Here is a 17,520-nt window from a genome sequence, read left to right as displayed (position 1 = left end):
TAAAGCGTAACGCATGGCATCCGGCCCCTTCCTTCGCGGCAAAGCTGCGCAGGAAGGGGTTCGGAGCGCCCAACACCATAAAATCCGTTCCGTCATCGTCCCAAGAATCGCTCAAGCGGTCGCTGAAAACATGCAACGTTTCCTGCCTATTGTGCTGATCGCCCTGATGCTGGCGCTGGTGGCGGTCGTCCGCCCGGTCGCTGCGCAGGACCTCGCCGCCACCCTGAGCGGCCTGACAGATGCCGATCCCAAGCCCGCGATTGCCGCGCTCAACCAGAGCGGCGACGACAAGGCCAAGGCCGCGCTCGCCGCGCTGGCCGCCGGCAATCTCTATATTCGGATATCCGACAATGCGGTGGTGATCGGCGAGAAAGACGGCGAGATGGTTGTCGTCACCAATGCCGCCACCGGCGATGTTGAAGACATGCTCAAGCCCGAGGAGCTGCAGGCCATCGCCGTGCCTGACGATGCCAAGTCGCTGCTCGGCGTGGCTGCGGCCGATACGCAGAGCGGCCCGGTTGATTTCAATACCGCCATCGAGGGCCTGAAGGCCGACAGCTTCGCCGACAAGGCCAAGGCCATCGCCGCGCTCACCGCGCTGGGCGATGCGCGCGCCGTGCCGGCCTTCCAGGCGCTGGCCGCCGGCCGGCTGTTCACCCGTAAGAGCGACAGCGCTCTGGTGATCGGCGCTGCCAGCGGCAACGACGTGGCGCTCACCAATGCGGCCACCGGCGAGCCGCTCGGCATTGTCGCGCCCGGCGAGATCGACCCGCTGTTCGTCAACAACAACCTGCGTAACGTGCTGCGCGAAGCCGTCGGCCGCCTCGGCCTGGGCAGCAGCGATCCGGCCGTGCGCCGCTCGGCGGCGGCCGCTCTTTTGGAAAACCCGGCGCCCGAAGCGGTCGCGCTGCTGCGCGAAGCGCATGACAAGGAACAGAATGCCGGTGTCAAATCGGTGATGGCGCTGTCGCTTGCCGCCACCGAACTCAGCGACCCCGACAAGTCCAAGCGCATCCTGGCGATCCAGACGCTCAGCGGCGCGGCCGAGCTGCGGGTGCGGTCGTTGCTGCAAGCCCGCCTCAGCCTGGAAACCGACACCGAGGTCAAGGCCGCGCTGGTCAAGGCCTTCGACAGGATGCAGACCAAGATCACGCTGTATTCCTATGCCGAGAATTTCGTGCAGGGCATCTCGCTCGGCTCGGTGCTGCTGCTCGCCGCCGTCGGTCTGGCGATCACCTTCGGCGTCATGGGCGTCATCAACATGGCGCATGGCGAGATGATCATGCTGGGTGCCTATTCGGCCTATGTAACGCAGGAAATCTTCCGCGCGCTGCTGCCGCCCGGCTGGATTGGCGCCTATCTGCTCGCGGCCTTGCCCGTCGCCTTCCTGGTGGCCGCCATCGTCGGTGTCGCCATCGAGCGCGGTATCATCCGCTTCCTCTACGGCCGGCCACTGGAAACCATGCTGGCCACCTGGGGCGTCAGCCTCTGCCTGCAGCAGGCGGTGCGCAGCATTTTCGGCGCCACCAACAAGGAGGTCGCCAATCCGGGCTGGATGACCGGCGCCATCGAGGTGGCCGGCGGTCTCGCCGTCACCTGGAACCGCGTCTACATCATCATCTTCTGTTTCGCCGTGCTCGGCCTCATCGCGCTGATCCTCAAGCGCACCAGCTTCGGCCTGCATATGCGCGCGGTGACGCAGAACCGCCAGATGGCCGCGGTGATGGGCATTCCCACCGCCCGCGTCGATGCCATGACATTCGCGCTCGGTTCCGGTATCGCCGGCATGGCCGGCGTGGCGCTCAGCCAGATCGGCAATGTCTCGCCCAATCTCGGCACCATCTATATCGTCGACAGCTTCCTGGTCGTCGTCTTCGGCGGCGTCGGCAGCCTGATGGGCACGCTGGTCGGCGCCCTCACGCTCGGCGTGGTGAACAAGATCCTCGAACCGGTGGCCGGCGCGGTGCTGGGCAAGGTGGTGGTGCTGGTCTGCATCATCCTCTTCATCCAGAAACGTCCGCGCGGACTCTTCGCCGCCAAGGGGAGGTCCGCAGATGCTTGATCAGCTGCAGACCCTCGCCAGGCCCAAGCCGTTGCTGGATCGCCGCGGCTGGGCCGTCTTCCTCGCCATCGGCTTCGTGCTGATCGTGGTGGTGCCGCTGCTCAACCTGCTGCCGGGCCGCGGCAGCATGATGCAGGTGCCGGACTACCTGATTCCGCTGCTCGGCAAATATGCCTGCTACGCCATTCTCGCGCTGGCCCTCGATCTGGTCTGGGGCTACGCGGGTATTCTGAGTCTTGGCCACGGTGCCTTCTTCGCACTTGGCGGCTATGCCATGGGCATGTACCTGATGCGCCAGATCGGCACCCGTGGCGTCTATGGCAATCCGGTGCTGCCCGATTTCATGGTGTTCCTGAACTGGAAGGAACTGCCCTGGTACTGGATGGGTTTCGACAGCTTCCCGTTTGCCATGCTGATGGTGCTGCTGGCGCCCGGACTGCTGGCGCTGGTGCTGGGCTGGTTCGCCTTCCGCAGTCGCGTCACCGGCGTCTATATCTCTATCGTCACCCAGGCGATGACCTTTGCCCTGCTGCTCGCCTTCTTCCGCAACGACATGGGTTTCGGCGGCAATAACGGCCTGACCGACTTCAAGGACATCCTTGGCTTCCCGATCCAGGCGCCCAGCACCCGCATCGGCCTCTATGTGGTTTCGGTCATCGTGCTCGGCCTGTGTTTCCTGCTCTGCCGTTTCGTGGTGCAGTCCAAGCTCGGCCGTGTGCTGCTGGCGGTGCGCGACGCCGAAAGCCGCGTGCGCTTCCTCGGCTATTCGCCCACGGCAGCCAAGCTGTTTGCCTTCGTCCTTTCGGCATTGCTGGCCGGCATCGCCGGTGCGCTTTACGTGCCGCAGGTCGGCATCATCAACCCGAGCGAATTCTCGCCGGCCAATTCGATCGAGATCGCCATCTGGGTGGCGGTCGGCGGCCGCGGCACGCTCTATGGCGCCATCCTCGGCGGCGTGGTGATCAACCTGGTGAAAACCTGGCTCACCGGCGCGGCGCCGGAACTCTGGCTCTTCGTACTCGGCGGACTCTTCATCGCCTCCACGCTGCTGTTCCCCAAGGGCATTGTGGGGCTGCTCGGCCAGTGGCGCGGCTGGCGCGCCGCGAAACAGGCCTATGCCCTTAATGAAAAAGTGCCCTTGAAAGAAAAGGCGGCCGAGTGATGAAACGCCCCGCCATGCCTCTGCCATCGCCGTTACTGCAGCGTGCCACCGCCGGTATGTCGCCGGATGTGGTCGACCGCCCGCGCGTATCCGATACCCAGCTTTATCTCGATGGCGTTTCAGTGTCCTTCGACGGTTTCAAGGCCATCAACAACCTGGCGCTGATGGTGGCGCCGGGCGAGCTGCGCACCATCATCGGCCCGAATGGTGCCGGCAAGACCACGATGATGGATATCATCACCGGCAAGACAAAGCCGGATTCCGGCGAGGTGATGTTCGCTGGCCGCGTCGACCTCACCAGGCTGGACGAGGTCGAGATCGCCAATCTGGGCATCGGCCGCAAATTCCAGAAGCCGACCGTGTTCGAGAATCTCACCGTTTTCGAGAATTTTGAACTGGCGCTGAAATCCGCGCGCGGCGCGTGGAAGACGCTGCTCGGCCGGCTCAATTCCGAGGCGCTCGACCGCATCGCCTGGGCGCTCCATACGGTCGGCCTCGAAGCCAGGATCCGCGATTTTGCCGGGTCGCTCAGCCATGGCCAGAAACAGTGGCTCGAGATAGGCATGCTGCTGGTGCAGGATACGCAATTAATCCTGCTGGACGAGCCGGTCGCCGGTATGACCGACGCCGAAACCCGGCAGACCGCCGAGCTGATCCTGACGCTGAAGGGCGAACGCACGCTGGTGGTGGTGGAGCACGACATGGAATTCGTGCGCGATCTCGGCGCCAGGGTTACCGTGCTGCATGAAGGCAGTGTGCTGTCGGAAGGCACGGTCGACCATGTGCAGAACGACCCGCGCGTCATTGAAGTCTATCTGGGACGCTGAGCCATGCTGACCGCCGAAGGCCTCAATCTCTATTACGGCGCCAGCCATGCTTTGCGCGATGTCGGCGTCACCGCCGAGCCGGGCAAGATTACCTGCGTGCTGGGCCGCAACGGCGTGGGCAAGACCTCGCTGATGCGGGCCCTGGTCGGCCTGCAATCGGTGCGGTCGGGGAAAATCATGTGGGAAGGCCAGGATATCGTCGGGCTGAAACCGCATGAGCGTGCCCGGCGCGGCATCGCCATGGTGCCGCAGGGCCGCGAAATCTTCCCGCGCCTGACCGTCTACGAGAACCTGGAAACCGGCCTCGCCCCGCTGCCGCGCGGCGGCAGGATCGAGGACGAGATTTTCGCGCTGTTCCCGGTGCTGCACGAAATGCGCAACCGGCGCGGCGGCGATCTTTCGGGGGGACAGCAGCAGCAGCTGGCGATTGCGCGGGCCCTGGTCACGCGACCCCGGCTGCTGCTGCTGGACGAACCGACCGAGGGCATCCAGCCCTCGATCATCAAGGATATCGGCCGGGTGATCCGCGAGCTGGCCAACCGGGGCACCATGGCGATCGTGCTGGTCGAGCAGTATTTCGACTTCGCCCGGGCGCTTGCCGACAACTTTATCCTGCTGCAGCGGGGCGAGGTTGTGGTCGAAGGCGACGCTTCCCGGCTGGATGCCGACGACGTCCGCCGTTATCTTACCGTCTGACATTCGGTTCGTTTCAGCAGGGGAGGGGTGGCGGCATGAATTTGACGCCCCGCGAGAAGGACAAGTTGCTGGTCGCCATGGCGGCCAATGTTGCCCGGCGCCGGCTGGAACGCGGCGTCAGGCTGAATCATCCGGAAGCCATCGCCCTGATCACCGATTTTGTGGTGGAAGGCGCGCGCGACGGCCGCTCGGTCGCCGACCTGATGCAGGCCGGCGCCACCGTGTTGACCCGCGCCCAGGTGATGGACGGCATTGCCGAGATGATCCACGAGATCCAGGTCGAGGCCACCTTCCCGGATGGCACCAAGCTGGTGACTGTCCATAATCCAATCCGGTGAGGGCGATGCGAGACTTTGCACAACTCTCTCCGTCATGCCCGGGCTTGACCCGGGCATCCCATTTTCTTTCCCATCAAAATGGGACCCGCGGATCAAGTCCGCGGGTGACGAAAGTAGGGAGAGGAGCGTCCGCATGATTCCCGGTGAAATCATCACAGGCGACGGCGAGATCGAACTCAATGCCGGCCGGCCCACCGTCACGCTGGAGATCGCCAACAGCGGCGACCGGCCGATCCAGGTCGGCAGCCATTACCATTTCTTCGAGACCAATCCGGCGCTGAAATTCGACCGCGACAAAGCCCGCGGCATGCGGCTGGATATTCCAGCCGGCACGGCGGTGCGTTTCGAGCCGGGCCAGACCCGCAGCGTCAACCTGGTGTCCTTTGCCGGCAAGCGCGAGGTCTACGGTTTCCGCGCGGCCGTCATGGGCAAGCTGTAAGGCGAGGGAAGAGAACAATGGCAAACCGCATTCCCCGCAAGGCCTATGCCGGCATGTACGGCCCCACCCTGGGCGACAAGGTGCGGCTCGCCGATACCGACATCATCATCGAGGTCGAAAAAGACTTCACCGCGATGCCGCCGACAGCGAAAGCGGGCGAGGGCGGCTATTCCGCCAACACGCCGCTCTATGGCGAGGAAGTGAAATTCGGCGGCGGCAAGGTGATCCGCGACGGCATGGGCCAGAGCCAGGTCACCAGTGCGGCCGGCGCCGTCGATACCGTCATCACCAATGCGCTGATCCTCGATCACTGGGGTATCGTCAAGGCCGATATCGGCCTGAAGAACGGGCGGATCGTCGGTATCGGCAAAGCCGGCAATCCCGATATCCAGTCGGGCATCGACATCATCATCGGCCCCGGCACCGAAGCCATCGCGGGCGAGGGCAAGATCGTCACCGCCGGCGGCTTCGATGCGCATATCCATTTCATCTGCCCGCAGCAGATCGACGAGGCGCTGTATTCCGGCGTCACCACCATGATGGGCGGCGGCACCGGCCCGGCGGCCGGCACCTCGGCCACCACCTGCACGCCCGGCCCCTGGCACCTGATGCGCATGATGCAGGCGGCCGAAGCCTTCCCGATGAATATCGGCTTCCTCGGCAAGGGCAATGCCTCGCGTCCCGAAGGCCTGGTCGAACAGGTCGCCGCCGGTGCCTGCGGCCTCAAGCTGCATGAGGACTGGGGCACCACCCCGGCCGCCATCGACAACTGTCTCACCGTAGCCGAGCAGTATGACATCCAGGTGGCGATCCATACCGATACGCTGAACGAAAGCGGTTTCGTCGAAGACACCATCGCCGCTTTCAAACATCGCACCATCCATGCCTTCCACACCGAAGGCGCGGGCGGTGGTCATGCGCCGGACATCATAAAGGTGGCCGGGCTCGCCAATGTGCTGCCCAGTTCCACCAACCCGACCATGCCCTACACGGTGAATACCGTGGACGAGCATCTCGACATGCTGATGGTCTGCCATCATCTCGATGCGCGCATCCCGGAAGACGTCGCCTTCGCCGACAGCCGCATCCGCCGCGAGACCATCGCGGCCGAAGACATCCTGCACGATCTCGGCGCCTTCTCGATGATGTCGTCGGACAGCCAGGCGATGGGCCGCGTCGGCGAGGTGATCATCCGCACCTGGCAGACGGCGGACAAGATGAAGAAGCAGCGCGGCCGGCTGCCCGAGGAAAAGGGCGACAACGACAACGTTCGCGCCAAACGCTATATCGCCAAATACACCATCAACCCGGCGCTCAGCCACGGCGTGGCGCATGAGATCGGTTCGGTCGAGGTCGGCAAGTTCGCCGATCTGGTGATCTGGTCGCCGGCCTTCTTCGGCGTCAAGCCCGACATGATCCTCAAGGGCGGCAGCATCGCGGCGGCGCCGATGGGCGATCCCAATGCCTCGATCCCGACGCCGCAGCCGGTGCATTACCGCCCGATGTTCGCCGCCTTCGGCCGCAACTCGATCCAGTCCAGCCTGCTGTTCGTCAGCGCGGCCGGGCTGCAGAACGACATCGCCGGCAAATTCGGCCTGCAGCGGCCATTGGTCGCGGTGAAGGGCTGCCGCACGGTGACCAAGAAGGACATGGTGCATAATGCCTACATGCCGAAGATCGAGGTCGATCCGGAGACTTACATGGTGCGCGCCGACGGCCAGCTGCTGACCTGCGAACCGGCGAAAGTGCTGCCGATGGCGCAGCGCTATTTCCTGTTTTGATTATGGCGCGCGTAACCGGAAAAATAGTTAAATCACATTGCAATCAGTGCGTCGGGATTCGAGATCATACAGTCCTTCTTTCAAGGGATGTGATGGATGACAGTCGAGATGAAAAGGGGAGGCTTATAATCAGTTTTATTGATCGATACGATTTTCTGACTTGTTGTGGGTGCGGTCACTACTCATTACGCCAAAGCACTTGGCTCGACGTTACTTCTAGAAAGAAACCGAAAGGTGATCCCGCATTCGTAAAACATTACCCTCCGGCTGTATCTCGGCGAAGGCCGGATTGGTTGGATGCGGCAGAATACTACGAAGCTATTCCGGATGATTTACGGGATATTTTGGATGAAATTTACTCAGCATTGCATTCGCATTTAACGCGTTTAGCTGCATCAGGCATTCGAACTGCCATAGACATGATTATGGTGGAGAAAATCAGTGATGTAGGAGACTTCGGTAAAAAACTGTCAGAATTTGAGCGTATGGAGTACATCTCCAAAAAGCAGCACGAAGTTTTGAGCATTGTAATTAATGCTGGAAGTGCTTCGGCTCATCGGGGATTTAATCCTTCGAGTGAAGTGCTGTCGATGTTGATGGATGTTTTAGAAGGTATTGTTGCCTCGGTGTATATCCATCCGATCCAAGCGGAAATGGTAAAAAAGAAAACACCATTGAGGGCAAAGAAATGATGCGCGCCGCCCAAGTAATTTCCGCCGGCCACTGGCCCCTGCCCGAGCGCAAGGCCACCGTGACGCTGGCGCATCACGACCGCCATCGCCGCCGCATCCGGCTCACCGCCGATGACGGCACCGCCTTCCTGCTCGATCTGGCGGAAGCCACCGTGCTGCGCCATGGCGACGGACTGAAACTCGACGGCAATGCTGGCTATATCGAGGTGCAGGCAGCACCTGAACAGCTCATCGAGGTGTCGGCGCCGACGCCCGAACTGCTGGCGCGGCTCGCCTGGCATCTGGGCAACCGTCATCTGCCGGCCGAGATTCGCGGCGACCGCATCCTGATCCGCGACGACCATGTGATCGTCGACATGCTGAAAGGCCTTGGCGCCAGCGTCGCGGCTGTGAACGCGCCCTTCGATCCCGAAGGCGGCGCCTACGGCCAGCATAACCATGATCCCTCGCATCCCTACGGGCTGGGCTCGCGCTATGGCGAGCCGGCGCATAGCCATGGCGGCCATGGCCATACCCATGTGCATGCCCATGCCGACGATCCCGGCCACGAGCACGATCACAGCCACGACCATGACCACAAGCACTGAGCTGTATCGCCTGCTGGCCTGGTTCTCGCCGAGCTATCCGATCGGCGCCTTTTCCTACAGCCATGGCGTCGAATATGCGGTCGAAACCGGCCGGGTGACGAATGTCGCCACGCTCACCCAATGGATCGCGCATATCCTGCGCCACGGCGCCGGCTGGGTCGATGCCGTGCTGCTGAAGGAGGCGCATGCCGCCGCCGATGACGCGGCAAAGCTCGGCGATCTGGCCGATCTGGCATCCGCCTGGCGCGGTACGGCGGAAATGGCGCTGGAAAGCTGCCAGCAGGGCGGCTCGTATCTCAGCGTCACCCGCGCCGCCTGGGGCGACAGTCCGGCGCTCGATGCCTTCGCCGCGCTCCGTGCCGACAGGCCGGTGCCGCTGTGCATCGCGGTCGGCGTCGCCGCCGCCGATCACAGCCTGGAGATCGAGTCTGTGCTGGCCGCCTATCTGCATGCCTTTGCCGCCAACCTGGTCTCGGCCGCCGTGCGCCTGATCCCGCTCGGCCAGACCGACGGCCAGCGCACCCTGGCCGCCCTGATGCCGGTGGTCGAGAGCATCGTGCCTTGCGCGCTGACCTGTGCGCTGGACGACTGCGGCACGGCCTCGCCGATGATCGATCTCACCTCTATGATGCACGAAACCCAGTATACGAGGCTGTTCCGCTCATGAGTTCGTCAAACCCCCTTCGCGTTGGCATCGGCGGGCCAGTCGGCTCCGGCAAGACCGCTTTGGTCGAGCGGCTCTGCCGTCATCTGCGCGACGACTGGAATATCGCCGTCGTCACCAACGACATCTACACCAAGGAAGACGCCGAATTCCTCACCCGCGCCGGTGCGCTCGATCCGGCGCGCATCGCCGGCGTCGAGACCGGCGGCTGCCCGCATACCGCGATCCGCGAGGATGCCTCGATCAATCTGGCCGCCGTCGCCGACATGCAGAAGAAATTCCCCGGCCTCGACGTGATCTTCGTCGAATCCGGCGGCGACAACCTGGCGGCCACCTTCTCGCCGGAACTCGCCGATCTCACCATCTATGTGATCGACGTCTCGGCCGGCGACAAGATTCCGCGCAAGGGCGGCCCCGGCATCACGCGCTCCGACCTGCTGGTGATCAACAAGATCGACCTGGCGCCGCTGGTCGGTGCCTCGCTCGAGGTCATGGACCGCGATTCCAAAAAGATGCGCGGTGCGCGGCCGTTCATTTTCGCCAACCTCAAGGCGGAACAGGGCGTCGCCGAGATCGCCGACTTCATCCTGAAAAGCGGCGGGCTCAAGGAATAGCCACTAAGCGGTTCAAATCGCTGCTTTCAGCCGATTGACCTCAGAGGTAATTGTCGGCCTTACCGCCCGGGCGTAAGCTTGCGGCCATGAACGGCATGCTGGCTATCGCGCCGGCGCGGCAAGGCCGCCCGGATTTCCAGGACCTGCTGCGGCACTGGCGCGGCGAACGGCGCATGAGCCAGCTCGGCCTCGCCACCGAGGCCGGCATCTCCGCCCGCCATCTCTGTTTCCTTGAAAAAGGCCGCTCGCAGCCCAGCCGGGAAATGGTCGTGCTGCTGGCTCAGGTGCTCGATATCCCGCTCGCCGGCCAGAATGCCCTGCTGGTCGCCGCCGGCTTCGCACCGCTGTTCCATGAAACCGGCCTCGACGCGCCGGAACTCAGCAATGTGCAGCAGGCGCTGGATGCCATGCTGGCGCAGCAGGAGCCGTTTCCGGCCCTGGTGGTGGACGAGGGCTGGGAGGTGCGCCAGCGCAACACGGCGGCCGGCCGCATCCTCGGCGCGCTGCGGCCGTATTACGACGTGCCGGAAACGCTCGCCCACAATGCCATGCATGCGATGTGTCATCCCGGCGGCATGCGGCGCTTCATGCCGAACTGGGCGGAGTTCGTTGCTGCCTATCTGCAGGTGCTGCATCGCGAGGCAACCCAGGGTCTCAGCCATGCGGCGGCGCAACTGCGCGAGGCGCTGCTGCGCTATCCCGACATGCCGGCGGCTTTCAGTGCGCCGGCGGTGGATCATCCGATGGCGCCGATGCAGCTGCGTATCGGGCGGCACGATCTCTCCTTCTTCGTCACGCTCACCACCTTCGCCATGCCGCGCGACATCACGCTGCAGCAGATCAAGATCGAATGCTTCTTCCCCGCCGACGCGGCGACGGCAGCGCTGGCGCGCCGGCTGGCGGCGGAGCCGAATCTTTCCCTCTTCGATTGACGCCGCAGGTAATTGCGCGACCGCCGCGCGATGCGCGACACAGACGGCACTGTCATTCCACGAGGGGAAATGTCGTGCTCGATAAAACGCTGGTCGCCCTGCGCCGGCTCAATGCAAAATTCATCCATAATTTCGTCACCAACGATGTCGCGGCGCAGGCGGCGATCGTCCACAGGCGCTTCACCTGCATCATGCCCAACGGCCTGCGGCTCAATCGCGAAGACTATCTGAAATACTGGGCCACCGGTTTCGATCCCGATGTCATCACCTACTGGGATTACCGCGACGAGAAGATCGAGGTCTTCGGCGATGTCGCGCTGGTCTGCGCCACCAACTGCTACACACGGCGGCGCGATGGCGTCGCCAATGCGGGCATGACCGTCTATACCGACACCTACCTGCTGGAAGACGGGCTGTGGTCCTGCATCCAGGCGCAGATCACCCCGATGCAGCCCGAGTATTTCCCGCCGGACGACACCGTGGTGCGCCGCTACCATCGCGGCCGGCTGCAGGACTGAGCGCGGCTTCCCTTCCCGGTTCGGATGGCTTGAAGCCGGCGCCGTCCCGCGCGTATCCTTCCCAAAACAACGGGAGGACACATGCCGGACAAGGCCACTGAAAAGACCACCGAGCGCACAGCCACGCTGGATGCCATCCTGACCCGCAGCCCGGTCATCCCGGTGCTGGTGGTGGAAGACGCCGCCCATGCCGTGCCGCTGGCCAGAGCCCTGGTCGCCGGCGGCCTGAGCGTGCTGGAAATCACCCTGCGCTCCAATGCGGCGCTGGAGGCGATCAAACGCATCGCCGCCGAGGTGCCCGATGCGGTGGTCGGCGCCGGCACCGTGCTCAATCCGGCGCAGTTCGCCGCCGCCCAGCTGGCCGGTGCGCGTTTCGTGATTTCGCCGGGTGCGACCGAGTCGCTGTATTTCACCGCGAAAGATACCGGTCTGCCCTATCTGCCGGCGGTGGCGACCGCCAGCGACATCATGCGCGCCATGGAGCTCGGCTTCAGCCGTGCCAAATTCTTCCCGGCCGAAAGCAGCGGCGGCATTGCCGCGCTGAAAGCCTTTGGCGGTCCTTTCCCGGAGATGAAATTCTGCCCCACCGGCGGCATCACCGAGGTCAACCTGCGCAGCTATACCAGCCTGCCCAATGTGTTTGCCGCCGGCGGTTCCTGGCTGGCGCCGAAAGACCTGCTGCAAAAGGGCGACTGGGCCGGGATTACCGCGCTGGCGAAAAAAGCGGTCTCCATCGCGAAAGGAAGCTGAGATGCTCGAGCTGCGACCGAACTGCGAATGCTGCAACCGCGATCTCGTGCCCGATGCGACGGATGCGATGATCTGTACCTTCGAATGCACCTTCTGCCGTGAGTGTGCCGAGACTGCGCTGAAAGGCATCTGCCCGAACTGCCGCGGCAATCTGGTGGCGCGGCCGGTGCGGCCGGCGGCGATGCTGGCGAAATACCCGGCCTCGCAGAAGCGTGTCTTCAAGGCCGAGGGCTGTGCCGCGGCAGCGGAATAGGCCATGGCCAAGTATATCCTCGCCATCGACCAGGGCACGACGTCGAGCCGCGCCATCGTCTTCGATGCCGCCGGCCTGCCGGTCGCCACCGCGCAGAAGGAATTCGCCCAGCATTACCCGGCCGATGGCTGGGTCGAGCATGATGCCGAGGAGATCTGGCGCGACGTGCAGAGCCTGATGCGCGAAGCCGTTGCCAAGGCCGGGCTGCGCGGCAGCGATATCGCCGGCATCGGCATCACCAACCAGCGCGAAACCACCGTGGTCTGGGAGCGCGATGGCGGCCGCCCGATCCATCGCGCCATCGTCTGGCAGGACCGCCGCACCGCCGACATCTGCCGCCAGAAGATCGCCGACGGCGTCGGCAGCCTGGTGCAGAAAAAGACCGGCCTGCTGATCGACAGCTATTTCTCCGCCACCAAGATCGCCTGGCTGCTCGACCATGTGCCTGGCGCGCGGGCGCGGGCGGAGAAGGGCGAGTTGTGCTTCGGCACCATCGACAGTTTCCTGCTGTTCCGCCTGACCGGGGGTCCGGGGAAAACAGGCATTCATGCCACCGACGCCACCAACGCCTCGCGCACCATGCTGTTCGATATCACCAGGCAGGACTGGGACGAGGTGCTGCTGAAGATTTTCGATGTGCCGCCGGCCATGCTGCCCAGGGTGCTGGATTGCAGCGGCGAGTTCGGCATCGCCAGCGCCGATATTCTCGGCCATGCCATCCCGGTCACCGGCATCGCCGGCGACCAGCAGGCGGCGGTCTTCGGCCAGGCCTGCTTCCAGCCCGGCATGGTGAAATCCACCTACGGCACCGGCTGCTTCGCCCTGGTCAATATCGGGCCTCAGCCGGTGCTGTCGACCCACCGCCTGCTCACCACGGTGGCCTATCGCCTGAACGGCAAGCCGACCTATGCGCTGGAAGGCTCGATCTTCGTCGCCGGTGCCGCCGTGAAATGGCTGCGCGACGGGCTGAAGATCGTCGGCGGCGCGGCCGAGACGGCGACGCTGGCGGCGGGCGTGCCGGAAAATCACGGCGTCTATCTGGTGCCGGCTTTCGTCGGCCTCGGTGCGCCCTACTGGGATCCCGATGCGCGCGGCGCTCTGATCGGCCTCACGCTCGATACCGGCCGCGCCCATATCGCGCGCGCGGCACTGGAAGCTGTGGCCTACCAGACCCGCGATCTCACCGCGGCGATGAAGGCGGATGGCGCCGAGAAGCCGACGGCCATCCGTGTCGATGGCGGCATGGTGGCGAATGACTGGCTCTGCCAGTTCCTCGCCGACATGCTCGATGTCGCCGTGGAACGCCCGAAGGTGATCGAGACCACGGCGCTCGGCGCCGCCTATCTCGCCGGCCTCGCGGTCGGGCTCTATGCCGGCCTCGATGCGGTGGCCTATGGCTGGCACTGCGAACGCCGCTTCGAGCCGCGCATGAACGCGGAAACCCGCGCGCGGCTCTATGCCGGCTGGCAGAAAGCGGTGCGGCGCGTGCTGACCAGAGACTGAAGCGGGCGCATTAACGTTACCGGGTCCGTTAACCTTAACGCGCGCGAATCTCCGGCACTTGCGCCCGTAAACCGCAAAAACACCTTGTCGTTGTCCACCCATCAGGGTTAAATAATTGCACGCAGCGGAAGGAGTCCGCCGCGTGTCGTTAAGCATAACCATGACAGCCAGAAGGCCGCGGTTGGGCGAGACGACCGGAGTTGACGCTGATCCAGAACGAGATCGGGGCCATGCTTTCGGCGAATACAAACATCGGCGCCTCCGTGGCACTGGCGACCCTGCGGTCGACCGGCGACGGACTCAATCAGATTTCCAAGCGCATCCAGACCGGCCTGCGCGTGAACGACGCGCGCGACGACGGCGCGATCTTTTCCATTGCCCAGGGCGTGCGTTCGGATGTGCGCTCCTATGCCGCCGTGCAGTCTTCGCTGTCGGCTGGCGTCGGGCTTGGCGAGGTGACGCTGGCGGGGATCACCGGCATCAACAGCCTGATCGGCGACATCAAGGCCAAGATCGCCAGTCTGGGCGACGGGTCGCTGGCGCAGCCGCAGCTCGATACCTATCGCAGCGACATCAGCCAGCTGGTCGGCCAGGTCAATGCCTATATCAGCCAGGCCACCTATAACGGCCGCAACATCCTGCGCGGCGATGCCACGGCGGCGCCGATCAGCTTCGTTGCCGATATCACCGGCCGGTCGCTGTCCTATTCGGTCAGCCACGAACTCGATCTCGATGCCGACGAATTCCTCGGCCCGTCGGTGCTGGTGCCGTCCGCCACCGACGTGACCGAAGCGGTCGGCGGGGCGCCGCCCGATATCGCCACCGCGCTCGCCTCGCTCACCAGCTTCGAGGCGCGGCTGATGGATATCGGCCAGGTGGTGTCGTCGCAGAAACGCGCCATGGAGGCGCAGCGCGGCTTCGTTGACAATCTGGTCGATGCCATGAAGAAGGGCCTTGGCCTGCTGATCGATGCCGATGTGGCGGAAGACAGCGCCCGCCTGCAGTCCAAGCAGGTGGCCCAGCAGCTCACCATGCAGGCGCTTTCGGTCTCCCAGCAGGGCTCGGGCGCCGCCGTCACGCTGCTGCTGCTGCAGGCCGGCGCCTAGGCGCCGGCGGCGCACTTAACTCTGTCTTTCAGACATATTGCATGAACGGGGGCGTTCCCCCGGGCGGTCTTGGTGGAAATAAATGTTCTTTATTTGTTCCTATTCTTGTGCTAGGGTATGGACTGCTCGACGTCAGCCTTCCGGAGGTCCGCCATGCGCGACCCGATCGATCCGCCGCCGCCCGTCCCGCTGCCGTCCGAGGCCGAACTGGCCGAGGCGCGCGACGCCTTTAATCATGCGCTGAAACAGGCGCGACAGGGCCAGCAGTCTCCGCATCCGCCCGAACCCCCGCACCCGCCGGAACCGGTCCCTGAAAGATCGGTGCCTGAAAGACTGGCACCTGAAATGCCGCCCCCTGAACCGCCGCGGCCGGCGGGGCCGGGCCGCAAGCGGGTGAACTGGACCCTGGCGGCCGAATTGCTGGCCCGCGGCCTGGATGTCGAGGCGGCCGCCAACCAGCTCGGCTGTCCGGCCCAGGTGATCCGTCGCAACCTGCGGCGCAGTTCGCGCTTCCGCCATCGCATCGAAGCGGCACATGAGGAATTGCGGCTCTCGGCGCAATTGCGGTTCCTGGCCCTGGGCGAGCATGCCGTGCGGCATCTGCAGCGCGCCGACAAACTGGATGTCCGCACCCTGCAATGGCTGGGCAGCATGGTCGGCCTCGGCAGCCTGCGGGCGCGGCCGGCCGGCGAACTGAGTGCGCGGTTCGAGACCGTGCAGAACGGCAAGCCCAAATAAACTCGTCGCCCGCCGCCCATGCGGGCTGCCGCTGGCCGGCATTGGCTCGCATTGGCTCCCGTTGGCTCCCGTTGGCCCGGATTGGCTCCGCCTGGTCTGCCATCGGCGCCAGACCGGCATGGAGCAGGCCGCTTTTTACGGCAAATCCGTGCGCGGATCGCACGCCTGACGTGCCGATGATGACGTTGCGGGGAACTGCGGCAAATAGCCTTGTTTGCAGTGCGGGCCTCGCTGTTGCGCCGCCCAGACCCGTATGCTAGGTAAACGCGGCTTTCGCGCCGGGGGGGCCGTAAAAAAGCTATAGTCTCCCTGAAAATTCCTTAAGTCGGTCAATGTCTTAAGCGGAGCGTCCGGAGGCTGGCCCCCAATCCTGGTGGCGAGTCTCGGCCGGCTGCTCCGGTCCATGAAGAAGAAGGGGCTTTCGTGGCTCAGGAAACCTCGCTTGTTACCGGCATTGCCGGCCGCTATGCGACCGCGCTGTTCGATCTGGCGCGCGATGCCGGCCAGCTCGATGCCGTCGCCAAGGATCTCGACAGCCTCTCGGCCATGCTGGCCGGCTCGGCCGATCTGGTGCGCCTGGTGCGCTCGCCGGTGTTCAGCCGCGAGGATCAGGCCCGCGCCATCGCCGCCGTCGCCGAAAAGGCCGGCATGAGCGATCTGGTGCGCCGCTTCCTCGGTGTTGCCGCCGCCAACCGCCGCCTCTTCGTGCTGGCCGAGGTGATCGCCGGCTTCCGGAAGCTGCTCAGCCATCATCGCGGCGAAGCGCTGGCCGAAGTCGTCTCGGCGGTGCCGCTGAACGACGCGCAGCTCGCCCAGATCAAGTCTTCGTTGTCGACGGCTTCCGCCGGCAATGTCGTGATCAACGCCAAGGTCGATCCCTCGCTGATCGGCGGCCTGATCGTGAAATTCGGATCGCGCATGATCGATGCGTCGGTCCTCACCAAGCTCAATAATCTGAAGACCGCCATGAAAGGTGTTGCGTGATGGATATCCGCGCCGCAGAGATTTCTGAAATCCTGAAGAGCCAGATCAAGAATTTCGGCGCCGAAGCCGAGGTTTCGGAAGTCGGTCAGGTTCTGTCCATCGGTGACGGCATCGCCCGCGTCCATGGTCTCGACAAGGTCCAGGCCGGCGAGATGGTCGAGTTCCCCGGCGGCGTGAAGGGCATGGCGCTGAACCTCGAAACCGACAATGTCGGCGTCGTGATCTTCGGCGACGACCGCGGCATCAAGGAAGGCGATACCGTCAAGCGGACCGGCGCCATCGTGGACGTTCCGGTCGGCAAGGGTCTGCTGGGCCGCGTCGTCGACGCGCTCGGCAACCCGATCGACGGCAAGGGCCCGCTGAAGGACGTCACCCGCGCCCGCGTGGAAGTGAAGGCCCCGGGCATCATTCCGCGCAAGTCGGTGCATGAGCCGATGCAGACCGGCCTGAAGGCGCTCGATGCGCTGGTGCCGGTCGGTCGCGGCCAGCGCGAGCTGATCATCGGCGATCGCCAGACCGGCAAGACCGCCGTGGCGATCGACGCCATCCTGAACCAGAAGGCCACCAATACCGGCGACGACAAGAAGAAGCTGTTCTGCATCTACGTCGCCATCGGCCAGAAGCGTTCGACGGTTGCCCAGGTGGTGAAGACCCTGGAAGAAGCCGGCGCCATGGAATACTCGATCGTGGTGGCCGCCACCGCGTCCGAGCCGGCGCCGCTGCAGTTCCTGGCGCCCTATACCGGCTGCGCCATGGGCGAGTTCTTCCGCGACAACGGCATGCATGCCGTGATCGTGTATGATGATCTGTCCAAGCAGGCCGTCGCCTACCGCCAGATGTCGCTGCTGCTGCGCCGTCCGCCGGGCCGCGAAGC

General features: G+C 64.4%; 20 protein-coding genes. All 20 read left to right on the top strand.

The window, feature by feature from the left end; translation table 11 throughout:
* Nucleotides 1–130: 130 nt before the first annotated feature.
* The gene (gene urtB, locus OJJ21_RS14770) at nucleotides 131–2,062 is read left to right on the top strand and encodes an urea ABC transporter permease subunit UrtB (RefSeq protein ID WP_297687348.1); all 1,932 of its coding nucleotides are present in this window, start codon (nucleotides 131–133) and stop codon (nucleotides 2,060–2,062) included.
* Nucleotides 2,055–3,224 carry an urea ABC transporter permease subunit UrtC gene (gene urtC, locus OJJ21_RS14765; RefSeq protein ID WP_297687347.1) on the top strand — a complete coding sequence of 390 codons (1,170 nt, stop codon included), beginning with the start codon at nucleotides 2,055–2,057 and terminating at the stop codon, nucleotides 3,222–3,224. Before urtB ends, urtC begins: the two co-directional genes overlap by 8 nt.
* A 56-nt stretch (nucleotides 3,225–3,280) precedes the next feature.
* Entirely contained in the window at nucleotides 3,281–4,051 is a 771-nt protein-coding gene (urtD, locus tag OJJ21_RS14760) for an urea ABC transporter ATP-binding protein UrtD (RefSeq protein ID WP_297687473.1), read from the top strand.
* A gap of 3 nt (nucleotides 4,052–4,054) precedes the next feature.
* Nucleotides 4,055–4,747 carry an urea ABC transporter ATP-binding subunit UrtE gene (urtE, locus tag OJJ21_RS14755; protein WP_297687346.1) on the top strand — a complete coding sequence of 231 codons (693 nt, stop codon included), beginning with the start codon at nucleotides 4,055–4,057 and terminating at the stop codon, nucleotides 4,745–4,747.
* A 35-nt stretch (nucleotides 4,748–4,782) separates the two neighbouring features.
* Complete coding sequence (locus OJJ21_RS14750) at nucleotides 4,783–5,085, top strand: urease subunit gamma (RefSeq protein WP_297687345.1); 303 nt, start codon at nucleotides 4,783–4,785, stop codon at nucleotides 5,083–5,085.
* A gap of 133 nt (nucleotides 5,086–5,218) precedes the next feature.
* Nucleotides 5,219–5,524 (top strand): urease subunit beta, encoded by a 306-nt coding sequence (locus OJJ21_RS14745; protein ID WP_297687344.1) that lies wholly within the window; start codon nucleotides 5,219–5,221, stop codon nucleotides 5,522–5,524.
* A gap of 17 nt (nucleotides 5,525–5,541) precedes the next feature.
* The gene (gene ureC / locus OJJ21_RS14740) at nucleotides 5,542–7,305 is read left to right on the top strand and encodes an urease subunit alpha (protein ID WP_297687343.1); all 1,764 of its coding nucleotides are present in this window, start codon (nucleotides 5,542–5,544) and stop codon (nucleotides 7,303–7,305) included.
* A gap of 92 nt (nucleotides 7,306–7,397) precedes the next feature.
* Nucleotides 7,398–7,997: a DUF4145 domain-containing protein gene (locus tag OJJ21_RS14735; protein WP_297687342.1), complete on the top strand. Its 600-nt coding sequence runs from the start codon at nucleotides 7,398–7,400 to the stop codon at nucleotides 7,995–7,997.
* Nucleotides 7,994–8,584: an urease accessory protein UreE gene (locus OJJ21_RS14730; protein WP_297687341.1), complete on the top strand. Its 591-nt coding sequence runs from the start codon at nucleotides 7,994–7,996 to the stop codon at nucleotides 8,582–8,584. Before OJJ21_RS14735 ends, OJJ21_RS14730 begins: the two co-directional genes overlap by 4 nt.
* Nucleotides 8,568–9,251 carry an urease accessory protein UreF gene (locus OJJ21_RS14725; protein ID WP_297687340.1) on the top strand — a complete coding sequence of 228 codons (684 nt, stop codon included), beginning with the start codon at nucleotides 8,568–8,570 and terminating at the stop codon, nucleotides 9,249–9,251. The genes OJJ21_RS14730 and OJJ21_RS14725 overlap by 17 nt, the downstream gene beginning before the upstream one ends.
* Nucleotides 9,248–9,862: an urease accessory protein UreG gene (gene ureG, locus OJJ21_RS14720; protein WP_297687339.1), complete on the top strand. Its 615-nt coding sequence runs from the start codon at nucleotides 9,248–9,250 to the stop codon at nucleotides 9,860–9,862. Before OJJ21_RS14725 ends, ureG begins: the two co-directional genes overlap by 4 nt.
* A gap of 86 nt (nucleotides 9,863–9,948) precedes the next feature.
* Entirely contained in the window at nucleotides 9,949–10,794 is an 846-nt protein-coding gene (locus OJJ21_RS14715; protein WP_297687338.1) for a helix-turn-helix transcriptional regulator, read from the top strand.
* 74 nt (nucleotides 10,795–10,868) lie between these two features.
* Nucleotides 10,869–11,312 carry a nuclear transport factor 2 family protein gene (locus tag OJJ21_RS14710; RefSeq protein ID WP_297687337.1) on the top strand — a complete coding sequence of 148 codons (444 nt, stop codon included), beginning with the start codon at nucleotides 10,869–10,871 and terminating at the stop codon, nucleotides 11,310–11,312.
* An 81-nt stretch (nucleotides 11,313–11,393) separates the two neighbouring features.
* Entirely contained in the window at nucleotides 11,394–12,062 is a 669-nt protein-coding gene (locus OJJ21_RS14705) for a bifunctional 4-hydroxy-2-oxoglutarate aldolase/2-dehydro-3-deoxy-phosphogluconate aldolase (protein ID WP_297687336.1), read from the top strand.
* A 1-nt stretch (nucleotide 12,063) separates the two neighbouring features.
* Nucleotides 12,064–12,315: a DUF1272 domain-containing protein gene (locus tag OJJ21_RS14700; protein ID WP_297687335.1), complete on the top strand. Its 252-nt coding sequence runs from the start codon at nucleotides 12,064–12,066 to the stop codon at nucleotides 12,313–12,315.
* A gap of 3 nt (nucleotides 12,316–12,318) precedes the next feature.
* Complete coding sequence (glpK, locus tag OJJ21_RS14695; RefSeq protein WP_297687334.1) at nucleotides 12,319–13,818, top strand: glycerol kinase GlpK; 1,500 nt, start codon at nucleotides 12,319–12,321, stop codon at nucleotides 13,816–13,818.
* A 200-nt stretch (nucleotides 13,819–14,018) separates the two neighbouring features.
* Nucleotides 14,019–14,924 carry a hypothetical protein gene (locus tag OJJ21_RS14690; RefSeq protein ID WP_297687333.1) on the top strand — a complete coding sequence of 302 codons (906 nt, stop codon included), beginning with the start codon at nucleotides 14,019–14,021 and terminating at the stop codon, nucleotides 14,922–14,924.
* Nucleotides 14,925–15,077: 153 nt separating this feature from the next.
* Nucleotides 15,078–15,662: a hypothetical protein gene (locus tag OJJ21_RS14685; RefSeq protein ID WP_297687332.1), complete on the top strand. Its 585-nt coding sequence runs from the start codon at nucleotides 15,078–15,080 to the stop codon at nucleotides 15,660–15,662.
* A gap of 423 nt (nucleotides 15,663–16,085) precedes the next feature.
* On the top strand, nucleotides 16,086–16,646 hold the full coding sequence (locus tag OJJ21_RS14680) for a F0F1 ATP synthase subunit delta (RefSeq protein ID WP_297687331.1): 561 nt from the start codon (nucleotides 16,086–16,088) through the stop codon (nucleotides 16,644–16,646).
* The coding region (locus tag OJJ21_RS14675) for an HAS-barrel domain-containing protein (protein ID WP_366093041.1) at nucleotides 16,646–17,520 on the top strand (875 nt) is incomplete at its 3' end. The genes OJJ21_RS14680 and OJJ21_RS14675, both read left to right, overlap by 1 nt.

Source organism: Ferrovibrio sp. (genome assembly GCF_025869515.1).
Lineage (GTDB): Bacteria > Pseudomonadota > Alphaproteobacteria > Ferrovibrionales > Ferrovibrionaceae > Ferrovibrio.
The sequence above is the reverse complement of the archived record's forward strand: the minus strand, read 5'-3'. Positions and strand labels throughout refer to the sequence as shown.

Excerpts from the sequence above, each read along its gene's own strand:
- urtB (WP_297687348.1), top strand. The coding sequence starts at position 131 with ATGCAACGTTTCCTGCCTATTGTGCTGATCGCCCTGATGCTGGCGCTG.
- urtC (WP_297687347.1), top strand. The coding sequence starts at position 2,055 with ATGCTTGATCAGCTGCAGACCCTCGCCAGGCCCAAGCCGTTGCTGGAT.
- urtD (WP_297687473.1), top strand. The coding sequence starts at position 3,281 with ATGTCGCCGGATGTGGTCGACCGCCCGCGCGTATCCGATACCCAGCTT.
- urtE (WP_297687346.1), top strand. The coding sequence starts at position 4,055 with ATGCTGACCGCCGAAGGCCTCAATCTCTATTACGGCGCCAGCCATGCT.
- OJJ21_RS14750 (WP_297687345.1), top strand. The coding sequence starts at position 4,783 with ATGAATTTGACGCCCCGCGAGAAGGACAAGTTGCTGGTCGCCATGGCG.
- OJJ21_RS14745 (WP_297687344.1), top strand. The coding sequence starts at position 5,219 with ATGATTCCCGGTGAAATCATCACAGGCGACGGCGAGATCGAACTCAAT.
- ureC (WP_297687343.1), top strand. The coding sequence starts at position 5,542 with ATGGCAAACCGCATTCCCCGCAAGGCCTATGCCGGCATGTACGGCCCC.
- OJJ21_RS14735 (WP_297687342.1), top strand. The coding sequence starts at position 7,398 with ATGGATGACAGTCGAGATGAAAAGGGGAGGCTTATAATCAGTTTTATT.
- OJJ21_RS14730 (WP_297687341.1), top strand. The coding sequence starts at position 7,994 with ATGATGCGCGCCGCCCAAGTAATTTCCGCCGGCCACTGGCCCCTGCCC.
- OJJ21_RS14725 (WP_297687340.1), top strand. The coding sequence starts at position 8,568 with ATGACCACAAGCACTGAGCTGTATCGCCTGCTGGCCTGGTTCTCGCCG.
- ureG (WP_297687339.1), top strand. The coding sequence starts at position 9,248 with ATGAGTTCGTCAAACCCCCTTCGCGTTGGCATCGGCGGGCCAGTCGGC.
- OJJ21_RS14715 (WP_297687338.1), top strand. The coding sequence starts at position 9,949 with ATGAACGGCATGCTGGCTATCGCGCCGGCGCGGCAAGGCCGCCCGGAT.
- OJJ21_RS14705 (WP_297687336.1), top strand. The coding sequence starts at position 11,394 with ATGCCGGACAAGGCCACTGAAAAGACCACCGAGCGCACAGCCACGCTG.
- OJJ21_RS14700 (WP_297687335.1), top strand. The coding sequence starts at position 12,064 with ATGCTCGAGCTGCGACCGAACTGCGAATGCTGCAACCGCGATCTCGTG.
- glpK (WP_297687334.1), top strand. The coding sequence starts at position 12,319 with ATGGCCAAGTATATCCTCGCCATCGACCAGGGCACGACGTCGAGCCGC.
- OJJ21_RS14685 (WP_297687332.1), top strand. The coding sequence starts at position 15,078 with ATGCGCGACCCGATCGATCCGCCGCCGCCCGTCCCGCTGCCGTCCGAG.